This is a genomic window from Alteraurantiacibacter aestuarii (assembly GCF_039523595.1).
Classification (GTDB): domain Bacteria; phylum Pseudomonadota; class Alphaproteobacteria; order Sphingomonadales; family Sphingomonadaceae; genus Alteraurantiacibacter; species Alteraurantiacibacter aestuarii.
Map to the genome: position 1 here is coordinate 1,913,929 of NZ_BAAAFP010000002.1, position 23,758 is coordinate 1,937,686.

Annotated in this window: 19 protein-coding genes; 8 read left to right on the top strand and 11 right to left on the bottom strand. The window is 63.1% G+C overall.

Translation table 11 applies throughout. The features are described 5' to 3' along the window. Window positions 1-9: 9 nt before the first annotated feature. Window positions 10-3,000, bottom strand: a complete 2,991-nt coding sequence (locus tag ABDZ98_RS12790; RefSeq protein ID WP_343808650.1) for a TonB-dependent receptor plug domain-containing protein — start codon at window positions 2,998-3,000, stop codon at window positions 10-12. Between the two features lie 129 nt (window positions 3,001-3,129). Between ABDZ98_RS12790 and ABDZ98_RS12795 the strand changes: the two genes are divergently transcribed. The 3 genes from ABDZ98_RS12795 (at window position 3,130) to ABDZ98_RS12805 (ending at window position 7,362) form a co-directional block, all read left to right on the top strand. Then, complete coding sequence (locus ABDZ98_RS12795; RefSeq protein WP_343808653.1) at window positions 3,130-3,417, top strand: hypothetical protein; 288 nt, start codon at window positions 3,130-3,132, stop codon at window positions 3,415-3,417. A gap of 169 nt (window positions 3,418-3,586) precedes the next feature. After that, window positions 3,587-4,393 carry a phosphoribosylaminoimidazolesuccinocarboxamide synthase gene (gene purC, locus ABDZ98_RS12800; RefSeq protein ID WP_343808655.1) on the top strand — a complete coding sequence of 269 codons (807 nt, stop codon included), beginning with the start codon at window positions 3,587-3,589 and terminating at the stop codon, window positions 4,391-4,393. A 77-nt stretch (window positions 4,394-4,470) separates the two neighbouring features. After that, the gene (locus ABDZ98_RS12805) at window positions 4,471-7,362 is read left to right on the top strand and encodes a M16 family metallopeptidase (RefSeq protein ID WP_343808658.1); all 2,892 of its coding nucleotides are present in this window, start codon (window positions 4,471-4,473) and stop codon (window positions 7,360-7,362) included. Window positions 7,363-7,499: 137 nt separating this feature from the next. On the opposite strand, the gene ABDZ98_RS12810 is transcribed toward ABDZ98_RS12805, so the two are convergent. The 3 genes from ABDZ98_RS12810 to ABDZ98_RS12820 form a co-directional block, all read right to left on the bottom strand. Beyond that, window positions 7,500-8,255 (bottom strand): hypothetical protein, encoded by a 756-nt coding sequence (locus ABDZ98_RS12810; protein WP_343808660.1) that lies wholly within the window; start codon window positions 8,253-8,255, stop codon window positions 7,500-7,502. 175 nt (window positions 8,256-8,430) lie between these two features. Beyond that, complete coding sequence (locus ABDZ98_RS12815; RefSeq protein WP_343808663.1) at window positions 8,431-9,618, bottom strand: PepSY-associated TM helix domain-containing protein; 1,188 nt, start codon at window positions 9,616-9,618, stop codon at window positions 8,431-8,433. Between the two features lie 113 nt (window positions 9,619-9,731). Beyond that, window positions 9,732-10,949, bottom strand: a complete 1,218-nt coding sequence (locus ABDZ98_RS12820; RefSeq protein ID WP_343808666.1) for a bifunctional alpha/beta hydrolase/OsmC family protein — start codon at window positions 10,947-10,949, stop codon at window positions 9,732-9,734. A gap of 147 nt (window positions 10,950-11,096) precedes the next feature. On the opposite strand from ABDZ98_RS12820, the gene purS reads away from it, so the two are divergent. Both purS and purQ read left to right on the top strand, forming a co-directional pair. Further along, window positions 11,097-11,336, top strand: a complete 240-nt coding sequence (gene purS / locus ABDZ98_RS12825) for a phosphoribosylformylglycinamidine synthase subunit PurS (protein ID WP_343808669.1) — start codon at window positions 11,097-11,099, stop codon at window positions 11,334-11,336. Continuing rightward, window positions 11,336-12,007: a phosphoribosylformylglycinamidine synthase subunit PurQ gene (purQ, locus tag ABDZ98_RS12830; RefSeq protein ID WP_343808673.1), complete on the top strand. Its 672-nt coding sequence runs from the start codon at window positions 11,336-11,338 to the stop codon at window positions 12,005-12,007. The genes purS and purQ overlap by 1 nt, the downstream gene beginning before the upstream one ends. A gap of 176 nt (window positions 12,008-12,183) precedes the next feature. On the opposite strand, the gene ABDZ98_RS12835 is transcribed toward purQ, so the two are convergent. The 3 genes from ABDZ98_RS12835 to glmU form a co-directional block, all read right to left on the bottom strand. After that, window positions 12,184-14,493 carry a putative bifunctional diguanylate cyclase/phosphodiesterase gene (locus ABDZ98_RS12835; protein ID WP_425543048.1) on the bottom strand — a complete coding sequence of 770 codons (2,310 nt, stop codon included), beginning with the start codon at window positions 14,491-14,493 and terminating at the stop codon, window positions 12,184-12,186. A gap of 113 nt (window positions 14,494-14,606) precedes the next feature. After that, complete coding sequence (gene glmS, locus ABDZ98_RS12840) at window positions 14,607-16,430, bottom strand: glutamine--fructose-6-phosphate transaminase (isomerizing) (RefSeq protein ID WP_343808679.1); 1,824 nt, start codon at window positions 16,428-16,430, stop codon at window positions 14,607-14,609. Between the two features lie 94 nt (window positions 16,431-16,524). Then, window positions 16,525-17,892, bottom strand: coding sequence for a bifunctional UDP-N-acetylglucosamine diphosphorylase/glucosamine-1-phosphate N-acetyltransferase GlmU (gene glmU, locus ABDZ98_RS12845; protein ID WP_343808682.1), 1,368 nt, complete (start codon window positions 17,890-17,892; stop codon window positions 16,525-16,527). A 61-nt stretch (window positions 17,893-17,953) separates the two neighbouring features. Between glmU and ABDZ98_RS12850 the strand changes: the two genes are divergently transcribed. Beyond that, complete coding sequence (locus ABDZ98_RS12850; RefSeq protein ID WP_343808685.1) at window positions 17,954-18,625, top strand: HAD hydrolase-like protein; 672 nt, start codon at window positions 17,954-17,956, stop codon at window positions 18,623-18,625. Here the strand turns inward: ABDZ98_RS12850 and ABDZ98_RS12855 are convergent. Genes ABDZ98_RS12855 through ABDZ98_RS12870 form a run of 4 tightly spaced genes read right to left on the bottom strand, consistent with a single transcriptional unit; the run spans window position 18,622 to window position 21,586 of the window. Next, the gene (locus ABDZ98_RS12855; RefSeq protein WP_343808688.1) at window positions 18,622-18,981 is read right to left on the bottom strand and encodes a DUF2794 domain-containing protein; all 360 of its coding nucleotides are present in this window, start codon (window positions 18,979-18,981) and stop codon (window positions 18,622-18,624) included. The two genes, ABDZ98_RS12850 and ABDZ98_RS12855, sit on opposite strands and share 4 nt — an antisense overlap. Further along, entirely contained in the window at window positions 18,981-19,676 is a 696-nt protein-coding gene (gene epsC / locus ABDZ98_RS12860; protein ID WP_343808692.1) for a serine O-acetyltransferase EpsC, read from the bottom strand. The genes ABDZ98_RS12855 and epsC overlap by 1 nt, the downstream gene beginning before the upstream one ends. A 29-nt stretch (window positions 19,677-19,705) precedes the next feature. Next, window positions 19,706-20,314: a P-loop NTPase family protein gene (locus ABDZ98_RS12865; RefSeq protein ID WP_343808695.1), complete on the bottom strand. Its 609-nt coding sequence runs from the start codon at window positions 20,312-20,314 to the stop codon at window positions 19,706-19,708. A 24-nt stretch (window positions 20,315-20,338) separates the two neighbouring features. Further along, window positions 20,339-21,586, bottom strand: a complete 1,248-nt coding sequence (locus ABDZ98_RS12870; protein ID WP_343808698.1) for a heavy-metal-associated domain-containing protein — start codon at window positions 21,584-21,586, stop codon at window positions 20,339-20,341. Between the two features lie 95 nt (window positions 21,587-21,681). On the opposite strand from ABDZ98_RS12870, the gene purM reads away from it, so the two are divergent. Continuing rightward, on the top strand, window positions 21,682-22,779 hold the full coding sequence (gene purM / locus ABDZ98_RS12875; RefSeq protein WP_343808701.1) for a phosphoribosylformylglycinamidine cyclo-ligase: 1,098 nt from the start codon (window positions 21,682-21,684) through the stop codon (window positions 22,777-22,779). After that, window positions 22,772-23,758, top strand: a complete 987-nt coding sequence (gene purN, locus ABDZ98_RS12880; RefSeq protein WP_343808704.1) for a phosphoribosylglycinamide formyltransferase — start codon at window positions 22,772-22,774, stop codon at window positions 23,756-23,758. Before purM ends, purN begins: the two co-directional genes overlap by 8 nt.

Sequence of the window (23,758 nt, forward strand, 5' to 3'; positions counted from 1 at the left end):
GACCAGCACTCAGAACGCCTGCCGTACCCCGATCTTGGCGGTGAAGCCCAGTGCGTTGGCGGTGAAGGGATCGAAGTTCTGGTCCAGCCGCGCGAAGGGCGGGTCCTCGTCGAATATGTTGTCGAGCACCAGCGATACTGTGGTGCCGGTATCCAGCGTCCAGTTCCACACCGCATCCACTGTGGTGAAGGCGCCGATATTCTCACCGCCGGTCACCGAAGCTCCGGCCAGGGAGCCGTTGTTGGGGCCGAAGATGGCTGCACCGCGCTGGTCGGTATAGCCGGCCACGTTGTTCACCTGCAGGCGCAGCATATGGTTGCCCAGCTCGGCCTGGACCCAGGCCTGCCCCTTCCAGCGCGGAATGGGATAGGCGGTGGTCTGGTAGTTGAGCTTGCCCACGGCATCGAAGGCAGGCTGCACCAGCACGCCTTCCACCACCACGTCGCTCACCTGATATTCGAACACATAGGTGCCGCCTGCGCCCGCCTGCAGGATGGCAGCGCCCGTATCCCAGTCATAGCTGGCCTGCGCGTCGATCCCGCTGGTGGTCACGTCCGATGAGTTGGAGGCATAGCTGGCGAGGCGCTGCACATTGGCGGATTTGCACACGCCGCCGCTGAAGGTGAAGCGCGCCTCCAGCCCGGCAAAAGCCGGATCGCCGCAATTGGCACTGCCGCTGGCACCGAACAGCGCCGCAACCATGCCGCCCACCGGCTCATTCTCTATCGCGCCTTTGAAGTCATAGCGGAAATAATCGACGCTGGCACGGAAGCCGCCGCTATCGACAATCGCGCCTGCATTCCACGTGGTGGCGCTTTCGGATTTCAGCTGCGGATTGGCCAGCAGGTCCACCGCGCGAAAAGCGCCGCCGATAAAGGTCAGGATCACCAGATCGGCATTGGTCTGGTTGGGCGGCGGCCCGCGGAATGTGGTGCCCACCCCGCCGCGCAGGGTCAGCCAGTCCGCCGCCTCATAGCGCAGCCGCAATTGTGGATCGAAGCTGGAGGCGGCCGTTGCGGCATAATCTTCATAGCGGGCGGAAAGCTGGGCGGTCAGGCGATCGGTCAGCGGCAGCTGCAATTCGCCGAACAAGGCCCAGATCTCGCTCGACACGGCGAAATCGCTGCCCGCGCCGATAAAGCCCAGCGCGCCGGGTTCAGGGTTGCAGGTTTCTTCCGGGTTGAGCACCGATCCGGGGCAAGGGAACTGGTCCAGATTGCCGCCGCCGCCAAAGGTGCGCGCATAACGGTCACGGCGGAACTGCGCGCCAAGCGCGAATTCCACCTCGCCGCCAGGGAGCGAGATGCCGCTCTCCCCCGCCAGCACCGCATCGACCACGAACTGGCGCGTGTTGGCCGTGCGGTCCCACACGTTGTAGAAATGGCCGATGGTGGCGACATCGTTCACAAGGCCCGCGCCGGGCGCGGTGCTGAGGCCAAGCGGGCTGCCATTACCGGCGAAATTGGGGTTGGCCACGCCGGTCACCGAATTGCCCTCAACGCCCGTTGAAAAGGGGTTGAAGTAGCTGCACCCGCTGGTGCCCGCGATGGCGGCCAGCTGGTCAGTGGTCAGCCCCGCGCGCGATGCGGGGGAGGCATAGGCGCAATTCTCTCCGCCAAAACCGGCCAGCGCATTTTGCAGGTAATCGACGAAGCTGTCGCCAACTTCGAAAAAGCGGTCATATTCGGAATAGGTCGCGCCCAGAGTCAGGTCGAGGCCGCTGCCCAGCCCGGCATTGAACTCGCCTGAGAACTGATAGGCATCGCTGTTGCGGTCGAGCGCCGCGGTGCCGCGATCGTTGTCGAACAGCGGATTGCCGCCCGCCAGCAAGGGGCGGAAGCGCACCGGATAGGCCAGCGCGGGCGCTTGCGGAACGCCATTGCCATCGACAGCGCAGCCCGCATCATCGCCAAAGCGCGCGCAGTAATCGGCCAGCGCCGGAGCATAGGCGGGAATGGTGAACAGGCCGGTGCCGCCAAAGGCCGCATTCGCCGATGGGGCGATGGTGGGCAGAAAGCTGGGCGAGGTGTTGAGCACTGTGACCGTGCGGCCATACAGGCCCGTCACGCGCAGGGTCATATCATCGCCAAGGTCCGCCTCGATATCGGCGAACAGCTGGTAGCGCTCCTCCGGCTCCACCAGATTGGTGAAGCCGAGATAGGACGCGCTGCACAGGTCCGAACTGGAACCGGGAAGCGAGCGGAAACCGCCCAGCGCCTCACACCCCTCATCTGCGTCAAAGCTGATACCGCCGACAGAGGCGTTGAAGTCGAAATTGCCCGGATTGCCGCCGCCCGAGAACCCGCCCTGGGGGTTTTCCGCAAAGGGACGCCAGGTAGCCGCGCGATCAGTCACGCGCAGCTCATTACGCTCCTGATATCCGGCGGACAGGAACACCCGCACCGCGCCATAATCGCGGCCATAGCTGGCAGAGGCGGTCCAGTCGCCGCTTGACCCGTCGATATAGCGGTAATCGCCGCCGACCAGGAAACCGTCCTGATCGGTGCGGGTGATGAAGTTGACCACCCCGCCAATGGCGTCCGATCCATAAGTGGCTGCCGCGCCATCCTTCAAGATCTCGATCCGGCCAATGGCATCGACCGGAAACAGGTTCACATCCACCAGCGGCAACTGGCCTGCACCGGTGGCGACCATGCGATTGCCGTTGAGCAGCACCAGCGTGCGCTGCGGACCAAGGCCGCGCAGGTTCACGCTGGCCGATCCCTGGTTGAACTGGCTGCGCGGATCAAACTGGCTGGCATCGCCGATCACGCCGTTGGAAACGGGCAGGCGGCGGGTCAGGTCCATGATCGATGGATTGCCCTGCCGCGCCAGATCCTGTGCCGTGATCACCGCCACCGGGGCGGGCGCATCTTCTGCGCTGCCGCGGATCAGCGTGCCGGTGACGACGATCGTGTCCGATTCGCCTGGCGCCTCCTGAGCGAGGGCCGGCGATGCGAAAGCAAGAGCTATCAAAGAAGCGGAAGCGTAGCGGTACATGGTGATCCCCGATTTTGATCGCCCGTAGTCGGAGAGACCGGAACAGGTCAAATGGCAACTCAAACGGCAACTCCGGATTTACCTTGCAGATAATGTGGTGCATCCTCGCCCATCAACACGGAGGCACGCATGATCCGACTACCCGCAGTCCTGTCCGCCCTTGCCCTGATCACCGTTCCCACGGCGGCGATGGCCCTGCCCCGCACGACCGAGGCGTTCCAACAGCAGATCAGTATCTGTCGCGGGGCGGCCAACCTCATCCTGGACGGCGCCAGCGATCAGGAGGAAGAGCAATTTCTGATCTCCCAGCTGCGGGCGAACGGCTGGAACGAGCCGGGCGATCTGGAAGATCTGACCCTGATGTGCGTGTTCTTCAAACAGGGCTACCTCTTCGCGCTCGATACAATGGAAGGCTGACAATCTGCCTGCTCCCGCGCAATTGCCAGCAGCGCACGGCAGGTGTATAGGCACAATTGCACGCGCCCCGGCACCTGCGAAGCAGCATGCTTCGTAAGCCGGGGCGCTCTCGTTTTTCGCGCTTGTCCGGTTCCGTGCCGGTCCGGTGCCCAGAGTGAAGGTTTCGCCCATGTCCCGCCGCCGCCAGATCTACGAAGGCAAGGCCAAGATCCTCTATGAGGGTCCTGAACCCGGCACGATCATCCAGTATTTCAAGGATGACGCCACCGCCTTCAACGCGGCCAAGAAGGGCACGATCAACGGCAAGGGCGTGATCAACAACCGCATCAGCGAGCATGTGTTCACGCGCCTTTCGCACATCGGCATCCCCACCCATTTCATCCGCCGCCTGAACATGCGTGAGCAGCTGGTGCGTCAGGTGGAGATCATTCCGCTGGAAGTGGTGGTGCGCAATGTCGCAGCCGGCTCCATCTCCAAGAAGCTGGGCATCGATGAGGGTGAGCCGCTGCCGCACACGCTGATCGAATATTACCTGAAGTCGGATGAGCTGAACGATCCGATGGTGGCCGAAGAGCACATCGCCTGTTTCGGCTGGGCCAATCATGAGGAAATGCAGGACATTTCCGCCATGGCTATCCGCATCAATGATTTCATGTGTGGCCTGTTCTCGGCCATCGATATCCGCCTGGTGGATTTCAAGCTGGAATTCGGGCGCATTTTCGATGGCGACTACAGCCGCGTGATTCTGGCGGACGAGATCAGCCCGGACAATTGCCGCCTGTGGGACATGACCAGCGGCGAAAAGCTGGACAAGGACCGCTTCCGCCGTGACATGGGCGGTGAGGAAGAAGCCTATCAGGAAGTGGCGCGCCGCCTTGGCCTGCTGCAGAATGACGATGGCGGCCCCGGCGAAGTGCTGGACATGAGCGCCCACCGATCACGCCTGCGCACCAGCCCGCCCAAGCCCAAGAAGTAAGGCCTCTGCGGCAAGGGCGGGCGTACTCACGGGCATAATCAATTGCCCGTTAATGAAACTTGCGCCAGATAGTCTGGATGATCCTACGCAATTTTGCCGCCCTGCTGGCGGCCGTCGCCCTGCCCTTTTCCGCACTGGCTCAGGCTCCTGAATATCAGGACCTGGAAAGCCGCGTGCATCTGGTGGAGGCTCCGGCCGCGGTTCAGGCCCCGGCTGACGACGTGTGGCCATTTGCCGCCAGCGACCTGCCGGTTGATCCCGAATACCGCTTTGGCGTGCTGGAAAATGGCATGCGCTATGTCATCCGCCCCAATGCCACCCCCGCCGCGCAAGGCATGGTCTATCTGTGGGTCAACGCCGGCTCTCTGGGCGAAGATGACGACCAGCTCGGCTATGCCCATTTTGTCGAGCACATGGCCTTCAACGGTTCGGCCAACGTGCCCGAGGGGGAGATGCTGCGCCTGCTGGAACGCGAGGGCCTGGCCTTTGGCGCGGACACCAACGCCTCCACCAGTTTTGACCGCACGGTCTATATGCTCAACCTGCCGCGCAATGACGAAGACCTGCTCGATACGGCGATCATGCTGATGCGCGAAACCGCCAGCGAGCTGACTTTCGACCCCGCCGCCGTGGCGCGCGAGATTGGCGTTATCCAGGCAGAGAGGCGCGTGCGTGACACGTATCAGCTGCGCAACCAGCTGGCCGATATCGCCTTCAACTTCCCCGGATCACGGCTGGCCGATCGCTGGGTGGGCGGCACCGATGAAACGATTGACGCCGCCACCGCACAGCGCCTGCGCGATTATTACGAGGCGCATTACCGGCCCGACAATGTCGCGCTGATCATCGTGGGTGACTTCGATCCCGACCGCGCCCGGCAGCTGGTGGAGCAATATTTTGCCAGCTGGGAAGCGCCGCCCAGCGATCCGCCCGCAAGCGCCGGCCCGTTTGACACCAGCCGCCAGGGCGAAACGGAAATTTTCATCGATCCCGCCCTGTCCGAAGCGATCACCGTCGCCCGCCATGGGGAATGGATCGACCGGCCCGATACGGTTGCATCGCGGCAGGACCGGGTGCTGCGGGAGATCGGCTATGGCATCATCAATCGCCGCCTCCAGCGCCTTGGCCGCGTGGATAATCCGCCCTTCCGTGCTGCCGGGGTGGTGACGCAGGAGCTGTTCCACACCGGGCGCACCACCAATCTGGTGGTGCAGGCAGCCGAGGGTGAATGGCAGCGCGGTCTGGCCGCAGCGCAGGAAGAATATCGCCGCGCGGTGGAGTTCGGCTTCACCGATGCGGAAGTGATGGAACAGGTCGCCAACCTGCGCGCCTCGATCGAATCCAATGCCGCCGGGGCGCAGACCCGCCATAATAATGATTTCATCACCGGCGCGCTGACCTTGCTGGCCGATGAGCAGATTCCCACCACCCCGCAAAGCGCGCTTGAGAGGTTTGAGGCGCACGCACCATCCATCACCCCCGATGCGGTGATCGCGGCCCTGCGCGCCGACATCGTCCCGCTGGATAATCCGCTGCTCCGCTTCACCGGACGAACCGCGCCCGAAGGCGGGGCCGAAGCCGTTCGCGCAGCATGGAATGCGGGCATGGAAGTGCCGCTGGTGGCGCGCGAGGATACCGCGCTGGACAGCTTCGCCTATGACGATTTTGGTCCGGCAGGAACGATTGCCGCCGATCATGTGGAGCCGCTGCTGGGCATCCGCACCATCACCTTTGCCAATGGCGTGAAGCTCAACCTGAAGAAGACCGATCTGCAGGAAGACCGCGTGGCCGTGCAGCTGAACGTCGATGGCGGGCAATTGCTGGACACGAAGGATAATCCGCTGGCCACGGCCATGACCAATTCGCTGCTGATCGGCGGCCTTGGCGCGCATTCGCTGGATGAATTGCAGTCCATACTGGCTGGCCGCCAGGTCGGGCTGAACATCAGTTCCGACGATGAGACGTTCAATTTCTCCGCCACCACCACCCCGCGCGATCTGGATATGCAGCTGCATCTGTTTGCCGCCGCCATCGTCGATCCCGGCTATCGCCCGCAGGGTGAGGAGCAATATCGCCGCAGCATCCAGAACTGGTTCGCCAGCTACAGGGCCACGCCCGGTTCCGCGCTCGGCAATGCGCAGGCCGGGATCATTGCGGATAATGACCCGCGCTTCTCCCTGCAGAGCGAGGAGGATTATCTGAGCCTGACCTTCGCCCGCCTGCGCGATGCCATTTCGGACCGTTTCGCCAATGGCGCGATCGAACTGGCGCTGGTCGGCGATTTTGACGAGGACGCGGCGATTGACATGGTGGCGCGCACATTCGGCGCCCTGCCCCCGCGTGAAGCCGAATTCCGCGACTATGCGGATAACCGCGTGCGCACATTCACCGCCGATCGCTCCCCCCGCATCGTCCGCCATGAAGGCGAGGCCAACCAGGCGGTGATCCGGATGATCTGGCCAACCCGCGATGGCGAAGACCTGCGCGAGACGCTGCAACTGGAACTGCTCCAGCGGATCACCCAGTTGCGGCTGATAGACTCTCTGCGCGAGGAACTGGGCCAGACCTATTCGCCCAATGCCAGCGCCGACCAGTCCCGCACCTATCCCGGCTATGGCACCTTCTCCATAACCGCAGAGGTCGATGCAGCGCTGGTGGACCCTGCGCGAGACGCCATGATCGCCGCGATCGAGGCGTTGCGCAATGCACCGGCGCAAGAGGATGAGCTGCTGCGCGCCCGCGCTCCGCAGCTGGAATCCTATGACAATCTGCTCAAGACCAACAATGGCTGGATGGGTCTGGTCGACCGGGCGCAAAGCCAGCCGGACCGGATCGAACGCTATGTGCAGGGGCGCGAACTGTTGCAGATGCTGACGCCAGAGGATGTTCAGCAGATGGCCCGGCGATACCTCGATCCGGCAGAGCGACTGGAAATCGTCGCCCTGCCGGAAGAAGGCAGTGCGGAATAAGGCCCTGGCAGGAGTGGACGCTCTCGGCAGCTTCGCAAGAGGTCCGCTTTTGCGCATTTCTCACAAAATAGCGGCCTGGCGGGAAACGACCCGGTTGCGGACATCTGCTGCAGCTGCGGAAACCGCCGGAGTTTTGCTCAGTCATTCAGTAGCGATTCTAGCCGCTCATTCAGGTCAACAAGCATCTGCTCCCGCGCGTCATAGACATTCAGCACGGTGCTGTATCTCCCGATATTATCGAAAAGCTCGTTTTGGAAAAACTGGCTTTCGCGCATTTCTTGAACGTCACAGCGCAGAACCCATTCGTTATCACCGTCGTTCAGAATATCCCATTGCGGCTCATATTCTTCACTTTCCGGCAGCAAGGCAACGTAGACAGCTTCGGGATGGCGGCTGTGCAGTCGGAACAACTCGTTCGTGCGTTCCGCGTGATCATCGCGCTGGCGATCCCGAAATCGAATATAGTCGCGAAGCTGCCGCTTGAGCGCGCCGTCGCGCAAGCGATCAAAGCGCCCAGTAGCAAGAAGCTCCTCTATGACGGGCAACTCGTCTGATGCCATCCGGAAGATATGCGAACTCCAGATTGCATCACACTCACTTTGAGTGAGTGGCCTGGCAGGTTCCAGTGCAAAGATGACGGGCTGCGCAGACACAATCGCAGTTTCCCGAGATTGCAGCGATGCCTTTTCCTCCTGCACATCCTGCAAGAGGCTGCCGGTCTCTTCGTGAAGGCGTTCAAGTATCTGGCGTTCATCACGCCGTTCCTGCCGCTCGTCATTCCAGTTTGAGACCTGGAGGCCCAGGAAAACGCCGAAAACAACCGCGACAACTTCAACCACGACTGCGAACCAATCCTGGTTGCGAATTTTAAGACCTACGCGGCGAAGAATCATATTGATCTTTCCTGGCTGCGGCATGTTTACCCTTTAAATGATAAACGCTCGTGTGCACAGAATGACGAGGCTCGATAGCTAATGTCCGCTTCCCACCCTCATTCCAGCCATTCGGCCACCCAATTTCGTCTCATCAAAGCGGACATCAATTCACGCCGGAATTTGTCCCGGTCGGCTACGCCTTGCGTAGGCGCTTCAGCTCACGCTTGCCCCAGACATAAACGCCAGAGACCGCCAGGAAAGTCAGCACCAGTCCGCTGAGGAACACCAGCAGCTGCCACACAATGCCGCCGATGGTGGCATAGTGCAGGCCGCGCATCGTACCGGCCACGGCAATGGCGCGGGTGGGCGCTGGCGGCGGGCCGTCAAAGGCCGGGCTTTCCTCCACCGTCACTTCCCCTTCGATCACCGGCACGGCGACATTGGCGTTCACGCCCTCGCCCGCCAGAGTGACCGCCCAGCTGCCACCTTCGACCGGCGCGGAAATAGCCGTGGGCCGTCCGTCATGGGCCAGCCGGGCAGAGGCAAGTGCCTGCATCCACTGGGCATCTTCCATCACCAGCGGATCACCCTGCGGACCAAAGCCGCCGCGCCTGCGCTCTGGCTGTTCGACACCGGGTTCGACGATCGACGCCATCACGCCGGGGAAGGATATCCACGCGCCGGTTATGGCCTCCACAATGATCACGATGGACAGGATCACGCCTGACTGGCGGTGGATGTTCATCGCCTTGCCATCGCGCTTCTGCCACTTCAGCGCCGCCATGAAGCGGGCCTTGCCGGGCCAGAAAATATAGATGCCGGTAATCGCGGAAACGGTCAGGAATATGCCCATCCAGCCGACCAGCTGCCGGCCCCAGCCGGGTATCAGGAACAGGCCGTGGATGAAGTGCATGTACCACATGAAGCCGCCTGCACTGTCGGCATTGTCGATCACCTGCGCGCTGGCAGGATCGAGCCACACCTGGCGGGTCATCCCGCCCGGCGCGCCAATGCCGAAGGGCGGATCGGCATAGGGGGTGGAGGTGACGATGATCGGTTCACCCACCTCGCCCATCTCGATGCGGCTGATCGTGCCATAGGGCGCCAGCGCTTCCCTGGCGGCGGCGACATGCGCCTGCGAAATGTCAGCGGGATCGGCGGTGGCGGAAACTTCGCGCGCCGGGTTGAGCAGCGCCTCGGTCTCTTCCGGCCAGACCTGGGCAGAGCCGGTCACACCCAGCACCGCCATCGGGATCAGCAGGACAATACCCATCCAGCGGTGAATGGTGACCCACAACATGCGGGCCTTGGCGCGGGGGGAGATATACGGCTTGCCCGGCGCCGTCACACTGCCGTCGGCGCCTGCTTTGTCATTGCTCACGATATTCTCCATCCCGTCCCTGCCAAACATCACCGCGCGTGGCTTTCGCCCGGTTCAAACTCACGCGTTAATGCGAGCCATTCGCATCAACAAGCAAAGATTTGTAATAATTGTCACCCGGTCTTGCTGGTGCGTATCTCCAGCCGGCCGCTCAGCGTGCGGTGGACCGGGCACATGTCGGCAATTTCCAGCATGCGCGCGCGTTGGGCATCGGTCAGATCGCCGGTCAGTTCTATGGCGCGGGTGATCACCTGCAGCGGCTCCCCGCCCTCCTCGCAACTCTCGCAATCCTTGGCGTGTTCACGGCTGTGCGCCAGTTCAACGCGGACATTTTCCAGCGCGATCTTCTTGCGCTCGGCATACATCTGCAAGGTCATGGCGGTGCAGGTGCCAAGCGAGGCGAGCAGCAGGTCATAGGGCGTGGGCCCATCATCGCGCCCGCCAAAGCTTCTGGGTTCATCGGCGATGAAGGCGTGGCTGGATGTGCGCACCCATTGGGCGAATTTGCCGCCTGCGGTGGACACCTCCACCATGCCCTCTGGCGTGCCGCCCGCCTGATCCACCACGTCCTTGAGAATCGGCGTGGCCCAGGCGGCGATCATGGCGGCGGCATATTCTGCGCTGCCCGGCCTTGTCAGCAGGTGGTCTGCCCCGTCCAGCGCCACAAAGCTCTTGGGATGGCGCGCCGCTTCAAAGATGTCGCGGGCATTGTCCACGCCGACAATCTCGTCCAGCGGGGCATGCAGCACCAGCAACGGCCGATCCAGCTTGCGCAGCCGCTGCGACTGGGGCTGGTTGCGCCCCTGTTCCAGAAAATCGCGGGTAATGCGGAACGTGCGCCCCGCCAGCGTGATATTGCCCTCGCCCTCATCCTCGATCTTTTCGATGCAGTCGCCGAAATGCTCGAACACGTGGGCGGTATCGAACGGGGCATTGATGGTGGCAACGCCGAGCACCTGCGGGATGTGATGCGCTGCCGCTATCGCCGCCGCGCCGCCCAGCGAATGGCCGATCAGCAGCGTTGGCGTCAGCCCGGCCGCATCCAGAGCGCTGGCGGCGGCGGCCAGATCCTCCACGTTGGAGACAAAGCCGGCATTGGCAAAATCGCCGTCGCTGCCGCCAAGACCGGTGAAATCGAACCGCAGCACCGCCAGCCCGCTGGCCGCCAGCGCCGCGGAAATGCGCGTGGCGGCGTGGCTCTGCTTGGTGCAGGTGAAGCAGTGGGCGAACAGCGCCGCACCGCGCGGGCGGTGGTACAGCGGCTTTTCCAGCCTGCCGTCCAGCTGCTGCCCCTTGGCGCCGGTGAAGGTGAATTTCTCTGTCCCGATCATCTGGTTTGTCCCGCTTTCACTGCAAATTTGCCCCGTTCAGCTGGGGGCATTGGCTGGTGCCCTCTTGCCCATGACGCATGCAATCGCCATAGGCTGGGCCGATAATCCGCCCACACTATGACCCGCATAATCGAAAGGCAGCCCTCCATGAAGGTCCGCATCCATGTCAGCCTCAAGCCCGGCGTGCTCGATCCGCAGGGCCGCGCCGTCCACCATGCGCTGGAAGGGCTTGGTTTTACAGGCGTCAAGGATGTGCGCGTGGGCCGGTTGATCGAACTGGACGTGGCCGATGACACCACTGACGAGGCGCTGGACGACATGTGCCGCAAGCTGCTGGCCAACATGGTGATCGAGAATTACCGGATCGAGAAGCTGGAGACCGCGTGATGAAGGCCGCCGTCATCACCTTTCCCGGTTCCAACTGCGACCGCGACATGGCGGTGGCGATCCACAAGATATCGGGCAAGGCGCCTCTGCGCGTGTGGCACGGCGATGCCGAGCTGCCCGATGGTCTGGACTTCATCGCCCTGCCCGGCGGATTTTCCTATGGCGACTATCTGCGCAGTGGCGCGATGGCGGCCAACAGTCCGATCATGCGTTCCGTCATCGATGCCGCCAACAAGGGCGTGCCGGTGCTGGGCGTGTGCAATGGCTTCCAGGTGCTGACCGAAAGCGGCCTGCTGCCCGGTGCGCTGATGCGCAACGCCGGCCAGACCTTCATCTGCCGCACCGTGCCGTTGAAGGTGGAGAACAACCAGTCTTTGTTCACCAGCCGCTATGAAGCCGGACAGATCATCCACATTCCCGTGGCCCATCACGATGGCAATTATTTCGCCGACGATGCCACGCTGGACAGGCTGGAAGGCGATGGCCGCGTGGCCTTCCGCTATGCCGAGCCGTGCAATGGCTCACGCCGGGATATCGCCGGAATCCTCAATGCTGCGGGCAATGTGCTGGGCATGATGCCCCACCCCGAACGCGCAATTGAGGACGAACTTGGCGGCACCGACGGCCGCGCCCTGTTTGAAAGCGTGTTCGAAAGCCTCGCGGTCGCCTGAGTTTTCGGGGCTGCTCCCGCAGGCATGGCTTGGAGAGTGGGCAGAGTGCGATAATCGGCCCAAAGCCCAACGGTCCCATGGGGACCGCAAGGCCGAACGGCCGTCCGCAGGTGCCCCGAAGCGGAGCGGAGGGAATTGCACCGAGGATGCGGGCGCGGATGCGCCTGCTCAAGAAATCAGGCCGCCACGTTGCGACGTTTTACTACCAGCGATCGCGCTTCGAGCGCAGGCATGGGGCGGCCGAAATAATAGCCCTGGATCTTGGTGCATCCCAATTCCCGGACAAGGGCCGCCTGCTGCGCATCTTCGACGCCTTCAGCAGTGGTGGACATCTCGAGGCTCTGCGCCATCGCCACAACGGCGCGGATGATGGCCAGACTTTCCGGGCTGTCCTGCGATGCGCCCTGCACGAAGCTGCGATCCACCTTGATGGTGGAAAAGCGCAGTGTGCGCAGGTAGCCAAGCGAGGAATAGCCGGTGCCAAAATCATCGAGCGCGACAGAGCAGCCCAGCGCCATGATCTCCTCCAGCGCCTGGCGCGCGCTTCGGCCATCGCGCAGGAACACGCTTTCGGTAACTTCCACCTCCAGCCGATGCGCGGGAAGGCCCGTGTCTGCCAGCGCCCGCACAACAGAAGCGGTGAAATGGGGTTCGAGCAGCTGCTCGCCCGAGACATTGACGGCGATCTTGATATCTTCGGGCCAGCTGCTGGCTTCGCGGCAGGCCTCCCGCAGGACCCATTCGCCAATCGGTACGATCAGCCGCGTGTCTTCCGCCAGCGGAATGAACTTGGCCGGACTGACAAAACCGTGTTCCTGACTGTTCCAGCGCAGCAGGGCCTCAAAGCTCACCACGCTTTCAGACTTGGAATTGACCACCGGCTGGTAGTGCAGTTGCAGTTCCTGATTGTCGATTGCATTGCGCAGCGATGATTCCAGCGTGCGGCGCTCTTCGGCATTGGCGTGAAGGGCGGGCAGGAACTTGCAATGAACACCGCCGCCCTCGTCCTTTGCGCGGTAGAGCGCCAGATCGGCATTGCGCATCAAGGTTTCCACGCTGTTGCCATCGCGCGGCCCGATGGCCGAACCGACACTGGCACCGATGTACAGGGTGATATTGTTGACCGTGTACGGTTCAGAAAGCGTGCGGATCAGCGTTGCCGCAACATCGTCCACATAGCCGGAGCGCGAGGCATCGCGAATGACGATGGCAAATTCGTCGCCGCCCAGGCGCCCGACCTGTTCATTTTCCGCCATCACCGCCTGCAGTCGCTGGGAAACCTGTGCCAGCAGCTTGTCACCGATCTGGTGACCCAGCGAATCATTCACCGCCTTGAAGCGATCGAGATCGATCATCAGGAAGGCGCAGCGCGTTTTCCACTGATCGGCATAACGCAGCGCTTCTGCCAGTCCTTCGGTCAGCATCAGGCGGTTGGGAAGGCCTGTCAGCGTATCATAGCGTGCAAGATAGGCGATCTTCTCGGACGATTCGCGCTGCTCGGTAACATCGGAGCCGACCCCGCGAAAACCGCAGAACGCCCCTGTATCATCGGTAATCGGAGTTCCCGAAAGCTCCCACCAGCGGCGGCCATCGGCAACCGATACCTGCACGGTGAGATTGGAGAAGCTCTCGCGCCGTTTCAGCTTGTCGGCCAGCTCATGCAGGCTGGCAGGCAGCTCGCCTGATTTCCAGTTCTCACCGGCAATCAGTTCGACAAGGCTTGTGCCTTCAAGCGACTTCATGTCGCGGCCCATGGCATAGGCAAAGCGCGGGCTGGCGGATTTGATGCGGCGCTGCGTATCGACATGCCACAGCCAGTCCGCCTCGTTTTCCTCGAATTCGCGCAGCAGCAGTGAAACCACCTCGTCCTTTTCCGCCACGCCCGCTTCTGCGATGCGCGCGGTGAGAAACATCCGCCCTGCGTTCACCGCTCCGGCAACGACCAGGAAACAGAATACGGAGGAGGTTACCGCAAAGCCATATTCCCCCTTTACCGCGAAGGAATAGGCCGCCGCCGTTCCACAAATTGAGCCGTAAATCAGCGTGATCATCGGGGCCTGGTTCAGCATGCTGGATGATCCGGCAACGATCATGCCGATAATTGCCCAGGTGGCAAAGTGATCCGCCGGACTGATCACCCCGGAAAATCCCAGCAAAGGGATCGACCATACGGTTGCAAGCGCGCTCATGCCGATCGCCTGCCGCACAAATTCTGATCGTGTCATGCGCCGGCTATCAATGTCAGCCAGGGAATTATCGATCCGTATGACGTTGGCGAGCGACAGGCCCAGCGCGACAAGCCATGCGCCCAGCAGCAGGCTGTTTACGTCGCCCTCGTACATTTTCCAGCAGACCAGCGCAGCAATGCAATGGCCAACAACGCGGATGAGCGTGGAGCGGTGCAGATCGCGATATTGCAGCGCGCGCACACGTGCCCAGTCGCCCTCTGCAGGGTCGCTCAGACCAATGATCTGCCACGTGTTCATGCGCAGCGGCAGAGCTGGTAAACCGGTTGGACTCTTGCTCACCCGGCGGCTGTAACGGCAAAAGAGTTATTTTCGGGTAAAGCGGACCGGGAAGTCGGCCAGATAGTTGAAGCTTATTCGACCGTTACCGATTTCGCCAGATTGCGCGGCTGGTCCACATCGGTGCCCTTCACGCAGGCCACGTGATAGGCCAGCAACTGCACCGGCACGGCATAGACCAGCGGCGCGATCAGCGGATGGACCTTGGGCATCTCTATCGTCGCCATGCACCCCTCGCCCGCTTCGGCCAGCCCCTCGGCATCGGAAATCAGCACGATCTTGCCGCCGCGCGCACGCACTTCCTGCATGTTGGACACGGTCTTTTCGAACAGCGGGCCGGAGGGCGCCAGAACGATCACCGGCACATCCTCGTCAATCAGCGCGATGGGGCCATGCTTCATCTCGCCGCTGGCATAGCCCTCGGCATGGATGTAGCTGATTTCCTTGAGTTTCAGCGCGCCTTCCAGCGCCAGCGGATAATCCGGCCCGCGGCCCAGATACAGCACATCGCGCGCCGGGGCGATCAGATGCGCCATGGCGGCGATCTCCTCGTCATGGGCCAGCGCGGCGTTGAGGCAGGCCGGAGCCTCCAGCAAATGGGCAACCACCTGGGCTTCCTCGGTGCGATCCATGCGGCCCTTCTTGACCGCCATATAGGCGGCCAGCGCGGCCAGCACCGCCAATTGGCAGGAAAACGCCTTGGTTGAAGCGACGCCGATTTCCGGACCGGCATGGGTGGGAAGCAGCAGGTCCGCCTCGCGCGCCATGGAACTGGTGGGCACATTCACCACGGCGGCGATGACCTGCCCCTGCTGCTTGCAATGGCGCAGGGCCGCCAGAGTATCGGCCGTCTCCCCGCTTTGCGAGATGAACAGCGCCAGGCCGCCATCTTCCAGCACCGGATCGCGGTAACGAAACTCGCTCGCCACATCGAGGTCGACCGGCACGCGGGCGAATTGCTCGAACCAGTATTTGGCCACCATGGCCGCATAATAGGATGTTCCGCAGGCGACGATGGTGATGCGCCGGATGGCGGACAGGTCGAAATCGAACTGCGGCAGGGCCACCGTGTTATCCGCCTGGCGGATATAGCTGCCCAGTGTTTGCGCCACCACCGTGGGCTGCTCGAAGATTTCCTTCTGCATGAAGTGGCGATAATTGCCCTTCTCGGTCACGGCGGCAGTCGCCCCCGACGTGGTGATCTTGCGCGTCACGGGCTGGTTATCCCGGTCATGGACCTGCGCGCCCTGACGGGTGATGACCACCCAGTCACCCTCTTCCAGATAGGAGATTTTCTGCGTCAGCGGGGCCAGCGCCAGCGCATCGGAGCCCAGATAGGTCTCCCCCTCGCCATAACCCACCACCAGCGGGGAGCCCAGCCGCGCGCCGATCAGCAGCTCGGGATGCGCGCGGAAAGCCACGGCCAGCGCGAATGCCCCGCGCAGCCGGGGCAACACCTGCTGCACCGCTTCGGCGGGACTGGCGCCATTCTCCACCTGTTCGGAAATCAGATGGGCGATCACCTCGCTGTCGGTCTCGCTTTCGAAATGGCGGCCCTTGCCGATCAGCTCTGCCCGCAGCGAGCGGAAGTTCTCGATGATGCCATTGTGCACGATGGCCACTTCGGCTGTCGCGTGCGGGTGGGCATTGGCCGCAGTGGGCGCGCCGTGGGTGGCCCAGCGTGTGTGGGCAATGCCGATATCGCCGGGCGTTTCCGCCCCTTCCAGAACCTTTGCCAGATTGGACAATTTGCCCTCTGCCCGGCGGCGGATCAGTTCCCCGCCCGAGACCGTGCAGATGCCGGAGGAATCATATCCGCGATATTCCATCCGCCGCAGACCTTCGACCAGCCTGTCAGCAACCGGCCCGTTGCCGACAATCCCGATTATTCCGCACATAGACAATTAATCCCTGAATACCGGCAACCCCTAGAATACCGGTCTGGCCTATCACAAAACCCTGTAAGGAAGCTGAATCGCAGCGGCAAAGGACTCACTTGTCTTTCGCCGCTTCCTTCTTCTTTTTCATCGCATCGTGGAAGCGGTCTGCCCAGCCGGGTTTGACCAGCTGTTCGGCCCGCACCATGCGCAATTCGCCATCGCTGACGTCGCGGCTGACCGCGCTGCCTGCCGCGACAATGGCATCGGCGCCGATCCTGACAGGAGCGATCAGCGCGCTGTTCGATCCGATGAAGGCGCCCGGCCCGATCACCGTCTGGTGCTTGAAATAGCCATCGTAATTGCAGGTGATGGTGCCCGCGCCGATATTGGCGCCCGCGCCCACCGTGGCATCGCCCAGATAGGTCAGGTGATTGGCCTTGGCCCCTTCGCCCAGCGTGGCCTTCTTGATCTCGACGAAATTGCCGACCTTGGAATTCTTCTCCAGCACCGCGCCGGGGCGCAGGCGGGCATAGGGGCCGACTTCCACGCCTTCGGCCAATGTGGCGCCTTCCAGGTGGGAGAAGGCGCGGATTTTCACGTTATCGGCCACGCTCACGCCAGGGCCGAAGATCACATTGGGCTCCACCAGCACATCCTGCCCCAGCCTGGTATCATGGCTGAAAAACACCGTTTCGGGCGCGGTCAGCGTGGCCCCGCCCGCCATCGCCTTGGCGCGCATGCCTTGCTGCCAGCGCGCTTCTGCCTCGGCCAGTTCGGCGCGCGAGTTGATGCCCGCCACCTCATCGGGATCGCCGGTCATCACCACGGCGGTGGGTATGTCGGAGCGGATGGCGATATTGACGATATCGGGCAGGTAATATTCGCCCTGCGCATTGGTGTTGCCCACTTCGCCCAGCAGCGGGAAAAGCACTTCCCCGCGCACCGCCATCAGGCCGGAATTGCACAGGGGGCAGGCGCGCTCCTCGTCGCTGGCGTCCTTGAATTCGACCATCTTGGTGATCCGGCCATCTTCGGCGATCACTCGGCCATATTGCTTGGCATCCCACGGCTTGAAGCCCAGCACCACCACGGCGGGCGCATCTTCCTCATAAAGGCGATCGAGCATGGACTTCATGGTATCGGCGCGCACAAACGGTACATCGCCGAACATCAGCAGCACATCGCCGCTGAACCCGTCCATCGCCTCTCGCGCCTGCATCACCGCATGGCCCGTGCCCAGCTGGCGATCCTGCAAGGCATAGGCCACGCGGTTGCCCAGCTGCGCCTCCACCTGCTCTCGGCCCTCACCCACCACCACCACGGTGCGTTCGGCCCCAAGCTGGTCAACCTCATCCAGCAAATGCCCGATCATCGGCTTGCCGCCAATTTCATGCAGCACCTTGTGGCGCTGGCTCTTCATGCGCGTACCCTTGCCCGCGGCAAGAATGATGGCGGCTATGGCTCTGTTGGCATCCTTCATATGTGGCGACATGCCACCAAATCATTGCGGATTCCACAGCCCTGCGCCACATCGCGGCCCCATGAGTGATTTTCCTTTCGAAATTATCGGATTCGACCTGGACGGAACGCTGGTGGATTCCGCGCTCGACCTGGGTCCGGCGGTGAACCACGCACTGGAAGCGGCAGGCCGCGGCGGCGTGAGCCTGGACGTGACCCGGTCCCTGATCGGCGGCGGCGCAAGGCGCATGCTGGAGCGCGCTCTGGATGTAACCGGCGGCCAGGTTGAACAGGACCATTTCGAGCAATTGCACGATATCCTGCTGGACCATTACACCGCCAATATCGCTGCCAATACCCTGCCCTACGCCGGGTGCCTGGATGCGCTGGACATGCTGGCCGGGCACGGATGCAGACTGGCGGTGGTGACCAACAAGGCGGAGGATCTGGCGCGCAAATTGATCGCCGAACTGGGCATGACGCAGCGTTTCGCCTCCATCGTCGGCGGCGATACGCTGGGCCGCGAACGCGCCAAGCCTGCGCCAGACCTGATCCTGGAGACGATTTCCCGCTGCGGCGGCGGCAGTTTCGCCATGGTGGGCGATTCCACCTTCGACGTGAGAGCCGCGCATAATGCAGGCGTAAAGGCCGTGGCCTTCAGCTTCGGCTATCATGACGTGCCCCCGGAACATCTGGGGGCGGACGTGCTGATCCACCATTTCGATGAACTGGTGCCCGCGCTGCGGCGGTTCTAAACGTCCACCGCTTTCACCAGTCGCCGTTCGATCGGGGCGAGCACGTTGACCAGTTCGTGCCCGCGCTTGAGCACCTGGCCGTGTTCGCCAAACAGCGTCCACATGCCCTGGCGGCTGCGCAGGGCCGGGCGCTTTTCCAGCTGCATCTGCGGCACATCCGCACTGCGGCGGAAGGCGGCGAAGATGGCGCAGTCGCGGGTGAAATCCATCGCGTAGTCGCGCCATTCACCGGCGGCGACCATGCGCCCGTACAGATCGAGGATGCGGGTCAGTTCGCCGCGTTCAAAGCCGATCTGCTGCGGTGGGCGCTGGCCGGGAAACTGGACGATATTGGGTCCGGCCGCAGCAGCGCGCATCAGCTGTCAGTACCGCTCTTGCGTGCAGAAGCAGCGTCCCGCTCACCCCGCAATTCGGCAAGCTGGGCCTTCATTTCCGCCAGTTCACGCTCCAGCGCGCCAACACGGTCCGTTGCCGGTTCGCACGGTTCATCGCACGGCGTGCCATAGGGGATGAATTCGCGCAGCCAGGTTTCCGCCGGCACCAGCGTGGAGCGGGCCTTGAGGCCGATCATCGTCGCGCCTTCGGGCACGTCGTCGGTCACCACTGCATTGGCGCCCACGCGGGCACGCTCTCCAATGGTGATCGGGCCGATGATCTGGGCACCTGCGCCAATGATCACATTGTCTTCCAGCGTCGGGTGGCGCTTGCCGCCCACGCCGCTGGTGGGGTTGGTCCCGCCCAGAGTAACGCATTGATAGATGGTGACGTTATCGCCGATCTCGGACGTCTCGCCGATCACGGTAAAGCCATGGTCGATGAAGAAATTGCGGCCGATCTTGGCGCCGGGATGGATATCAATCGCGGTCAGCCAGCGGGCGAGATGATTGACGAAGCGGGCGAGGAAATACAGCTCCCCCTCAAACAGCCAATGCGCCAGGCGGTGAAAGGCCAGTGCCCACACACCCGGATAGAGCAGGATTTCCCAACGCGAACGCGGCGCCGGGTCACGAGCGCGGACGGAGTCCAGATAGCTGATCAGCCGCTCAAACATAACAATATCAGTTTCCCACCAAAACCTGTTCAAAGCAAGCGCGGCTCTTCGGGACCGTGCACGGCCTCCAGCGCCGCACGCCAGATAGACCGGTTAGGTGGGGATTTTCTTTCAAGGCTCAAGCGGTCAATCATCTTTACCAGATTTTCCAGCCCTTCGATCGATCGGGAGGCGCGCGGGACGAGGTATTCCGCGGCTTCCGGCCCCAGCACCAGGCCGTGTTCCTGCGCCAGCGAAAGCAGCAGTTCGCCCGCCATGGCATCATCGGGCACGCCGATTTCCAGCTGCAATGCCGCGCCAAGCCGAGATTTGAGATCGGGCAAGGCGATGGTCCACGGTGGCTGCCCACCGATTATCAGCAGCGGCACGCCATCTTCCTGCGCGCGGTTCCAGCGGTGGAAAACGGCATCTTCGGCCAGCAAGTGGGCATCGTCCAGCACCTGCCCCGATCCGCTCTGCGCGAACCAGCGGCCAAACAGCGATTTGCCCGAACGCGGCGGACCGGTCAGCACGGCGGTGCCAAAGGGCCAGTTCTGCGGGTGAGCCAGCGCCTCTGCCACATGGGCATTGGCATTGCCGATCACGATCCGGGCCGGGCCGCTGGAACTGGCGGAAAGAGGTAGAGCTATCTGCGACATGGGCGCGGCAAGTCCTGCGCCCGGTCAGCGGGTGATGGCAAGCGCGTTATTGCCCTCGGTCACCTGCCATCCCGCTGCACGCAGGGCGCCTGCAAGTTCGGACAGGCTGCCGGCAAAGTTCACCCGCATCACCGATGTTCCGCCAATCGCCGTGCTGGTGACCGCCACGCCGCGCACGCCCGCTATGCCGCGCACACCGCTGAGCGCCCCGTCGAATGATCGCGCATCGGGGGTTGCCGCCTGCACGCTGAAGGCATTGACGGTGGCTGGCTGGTCCACGGGAGCATCGGGCGTGGCGCCATCGGGCGTGATGATCACATCCTCGCCACTCTGGGCTGCCTGCTCGGCAATTTCAGCGCGCTGGCTTTCCTCTATCAGGGCGCGGATTTCGGGCGAGATTTCCACCATGTCCAGCGTCAGCGTGGGATCGGGCCGCAATGTTCCGCTGGCCAGCGCGCGGCCGAACAGCTCATCGAAGCGGGCGACCGCGCGCTCCAGCATGGCGGGCACTTGTTCCGGGCTGTCGGCGCGCATGCGGAATTCACCCAGATAGCGGTTGTCCGGGCCGTGACGGGCGGTGAACAGCCCTTCAACGGGGCCACCGGGCCATTGCGGTTCCAGCCGGGCAATCGGCACCAGCACATCGGCCGCGCTGAACTGGTCCAGCACCACGTTCCACCATGCGCGGCTGCGGCGGCCGGTCTGGCCATAGGTCAGCAACAGCGATTCGCCGCCTGCACCCGATGGGCGGACATAATCGATGGAGGAGGAGCCGAACTGATATTCCGCCCACGCCCGCTGCCAGGCATTGCGATATTCGAACATGGTGGCGGTGCCGCCCTCGATCATCACCGGCAAGGTCAGCATCGGGGCAGACCGCGCCCGCGCCCCGCCGGAACCGAGCAATCCACCTGCACGCTGGCGATCGAAGATCACTCCCAGCCGGGCGATATAGCGATGCGGGCCGAAACTTTCTTCCTCCACCACGATGGCGGAAACCAGACTATCCAGCCGCGAATCGGGAATTTCCGGCCCGTCCAGCCGCGCCCACGCGATGCGCTGCGCCTCTCTCCAGCCTTTTTCGCGCGCGTCTTCGGCGCTGTCTCCGGTGACGTTCACCTCTATTCCGCGCACGTCGATATCGGTGGAACTGGCCACCGGCGCGATGCCGCGTTCGCCCGCAACCTGTGCGTAAAGCGCCGCGCCCACCACCAGCGCAAGCGCCGCCACAGCCGCCAGCACGAGCTGTATCGGAAAGCGTTGCGATTGCATGGGGGAAGGGGCGACCAGGCTATCCATCGGGGAAATCGCGGCTCTTTTGCCCAAAGGCGAGTGGAAATCCAAGCCTGAATGGCTATGGCGGAAGAATGAGCTCCAACACACCCTCTTATACCTACGAGCAGGCCGGCGTTTCGATTGATGCCGGCAACGCGCTGGTCAAGGCAATCGGACCACTGGTGAAGGCCACGCGCCGCCCCGGTACGGATGGCGAAATCGGCGGCTTCGGCGGCTTTTTCGATCCGCGCGCGGCGGGCTATAAAGATCCGCTGCTGGTGGCCGGCAATGATGGCGTGGGCACCAAGGTCAAGATCGCCATCGACCATGACCGGCACGATGCGATCGGCATCGATCTGGTTGCCATGTGCGTGAACGACCTGATTGTGCAGGGTGCAGAGCCGCTGTTCTTCCTCGATTATTTCGCCACCGGCAAGCTGGTGGGCGGCGTGGCGGAGCGGGTTATCGCAGGGATTGCCGAGGGCTGTATCCAGGCCGGCTGCGCGCTGATCGGCGGCGAAACGGCGGAAATGCCAGGCATGTATGCCGCGGGTGATTATGACCTGGCCGGCTTCTGCGTTGGCGCGGTTGAGCGCGGCGAACAGCTGACAGGCGACAAGGTCGCGCCCGGCCACGTGCTGCTGGGCCTTGCCAGTTCGGGCGTCCATTCCAACGGCTATTCGCTGGTGCGCCGACTGGCGGAAGACAAGCTGTGGCAGATGGAGGAGCCCGCCCCCTTCGATCCCACACGCCCGCTGATCGATTATCTGATCGAGCCCACGCGCATCTATGTGAAGAGCCTGCTGCCCACCATCCGCGCGGGCAGGATTGACGCGCTGGCGCATATTACCGGCGGCGGCCTGCTGGAAAACGTGCCGCGCGTGCTGCCGCAAGGCGCACATGCGATGATCGATGCCGATAGCTGGGACCAGCCCGGCCTGATGGCGTTCCTGCAGCAACAGGGCAATATCGCGCCCGGAGAAATGGCCCGCACCTTCAATTGCGGCATCGGCATGCTGCTGGCGGTAACGCCGGACAATGTCGACGCGGTCACCGCCAAACTGAGCGAGGCGGGAGAGACCGTGTCGCGCATTGGCGAGATCGTGGCCGGGACCAAGGGCTGCACTGTCAGGAGCGCGAAGGGAAGCTGGTCTGGCGCCGGTGCCTGGGAAGCCACGCATAATGGCTGAAAAGGCCCTGGCAAAGGCTCGGGCAAAGGCACGGGTCGCCTGTCTGCTTTCGGGCAATGGCACCACGATGTCGGCCCTGCTGTTTGCCTCCAAACTGCCTGACTGCCCCTATGAAATCGTGCTGGTGGCCAGCAATGTGCCCGATGCGCCCGGCCTGAAGATCGCCGCTGCGGAGGGCATTGCCACCTTCGCCAAAGACCACCGCGGCATGTCTCGGCCCGAGCATGAGGCGATCATGGATGCGGCCCTGCGCGCTGCGGGTGCGGACTATCTGGCGCTGTGCGGATATATGCGCATCCTGACGGGCGATTTCGTTTCGGAATGGGCAGGCCGGATGGTCAACACCCACCCCAGCCTGCTGCCCAAGTACAAGGGGCTGGATACGCACCAGCGCGCCATCGATGCCGGAGACAGGTTCGGCGGCTGTTCGGTACATGTCGTGACGGCGGAGCTGGATGGCGGGCCGCTGCTGGGCCAGATGCCCGTGGCTATCCTGCCGACAGACACGGCGGACAGCCTGGCGCGCCGCGTCCTGCTGGCCGAATACCAGCTCTATCCGCGCATGTTCGCCGATTATGTCGGCCGCCAGTATCGCGCGGACTGGCTGCTGGAACAGGTCCGCATGCGCGCCCTGGCCCTGCCCGAGGTGGCGGACCGCGACAGTCACGGCTCCCCCGGATGGCACACCGGCGGCAAGAGCGGCAAGTATTTCGCCTATTTCAGCGAGCGCCATCACGGCGAGCCGCATATCGCCGTATTGGTCAAAACCTCCGGCCAGGATGAGCTGAACGCACTGGTCGAGCGCGATCCGGACATTTACTTCCGCCCCGCCTATTATGGCGCCAGCGGCTGGGTCGGGATCATCCTCAACCGGGCAGGCGTGGACTGGGAGCATGTGTCCCACTGGCTTGAACGCAGCTGGAGCACGGTGGCGCCAAAGCGGCTGGCAAAGCTGCACAATATTGCCGACGAGTTCTGA

What these genes read in the sequence shown, in the direction of transcription:
- ABDZ98_RS12790 (WP_343808650.1), bottom strand. Translation starts at nt 3,000, where the DNA reads ATGTACCGCTACGCTTCCGCTTCTTTGATAGCTCTTGCTTTCGCATCG.
- ABDZ98_RS12795 (WP_343808653.1), top strand. Translation starts at nt 3,130, where the DNA reads ATGATCCGACTACCCGCAGTCCTGTCCGCCCTTGCCCTGATCACCGTT.
- purC (WP_343808655.1), top strand. Translation starts at nt 3,587, where the DNA reads ATGTCCCGCCGCCGCCAGATCTACGAAGGCAAGGCCAAGATCCTCTAT.
- ABDZ98_RS12805 (WP_343808658.1), top strand. Translation starts at nt 4,471, where the DNA reads ATGATCCTACGCAATTTTGCCGCCCTGCTGGCGGCCGTCGCCCTGCCC.
- ABDZ98_RS12810 (WP_343808660.1), bottom strand. Translation starts at nt 8,255, where the DNA reads ATGATTCTTCGCCGCGTAGGTCTTAAAATTCGCAACCAGGATTGGTTC.
- ABDZ98_RS12820 (WP_343808666.1), bottom strand. Translation starts at nt 10,949, where the DNA reads ATGATCGGGACAGAGAAATTCACCTTCACCGGCGCCAAGGGGCAGCAG.
- purS (WP_343808669.1), top strand. Translation starts at nt 11,097, where the DNA reads ATGAAGGTCCGCATCCATGTCAGCCTCAAGCCCGGCGTGCTCGATCCG.
- purQ (WP_343808673.1), top strand. Translation starts at nt 11,336, where the DNA reads ATGAAGGCCGCCGTCATCACCTTTCCCGGTTCCAACTGCGACCGCGAC.
- ABDZ98_RS12835 (WP_425543048.1), bottom strand. Translation starts at nt 14,493, where the DNA reads ATGAACACGTGGCAGATCATTGGTCTGAGCGACCCTGCAGAGGGCGAC.
- glmS (WP_343808679.1), bottom strand. Translation starts at nt 16,430, where the DNA reads ATGTGCGGAATAATCGGGATTGTCGGCAACGGGCCGGTTGCTGACAGG.
- glmU (WP_343808682.1), bottom strand. Translation starts at nt 17,892, where the DNA reads ATGAAGGATGCCAACAGAGCCATAGCCGCCATCATTCTTGCCGCGGGC.
- ABDZ98_RS12850 (WP_343808685.1), top strand. Translation starts at nt 17,954, where the DNA reads ATGAGTGATTTTCCTTTCGAAATTATCGGATTCGACCTGGACGGAACG.
- ABDZ98_RS12855 (WP_343808688.1), bottom strand. Translation starts at nt 18,981, where the DNA reads ATGCGCGCTGCTGCGGCCGGACCCAATATCGTCCAGTTTCCCGGCCAG.
- epsC (WP_343808692.1), bottom strand. Translation starts at nt 19,676, where the DNA reads ATGTTTGAGCGGCTGATCAGCTATCTGGACTCCGTCCGCGCTCGTGAC.
- ABDZ98_RS12865 (WP_343808695.1), bottom strand. Translation starts at nt 20,314, where the DNA reads ATGTCGCAGATAGCTCTACCTCTTTCCGCCAGTTCCAGCGGCCCGGCC.
- ABDZ98_RS12870 (WP_343808698.1), bottom strand. Translation starts at nt 21,586, where the DNA reads ATGCAATCGCAACGCTTTCCGATACAGCTCGTGCTGGCGGCTGTGGCG.
- purM (WP_343808701.1), top strand. Translation starts at nt 21,682, where the DNA reads ATGAGCTCCAACACACCCTCTTATACCTACGAGCAGGCCGGCGTTTCG.
- purN (WP_343808704.1), top strand. Translation starts at nt 22,772, where the DNA reads ATGGCTGAAAAGGCCCTGGCAAAGGCTCGGGCAAAGGCACGGGTCGCC.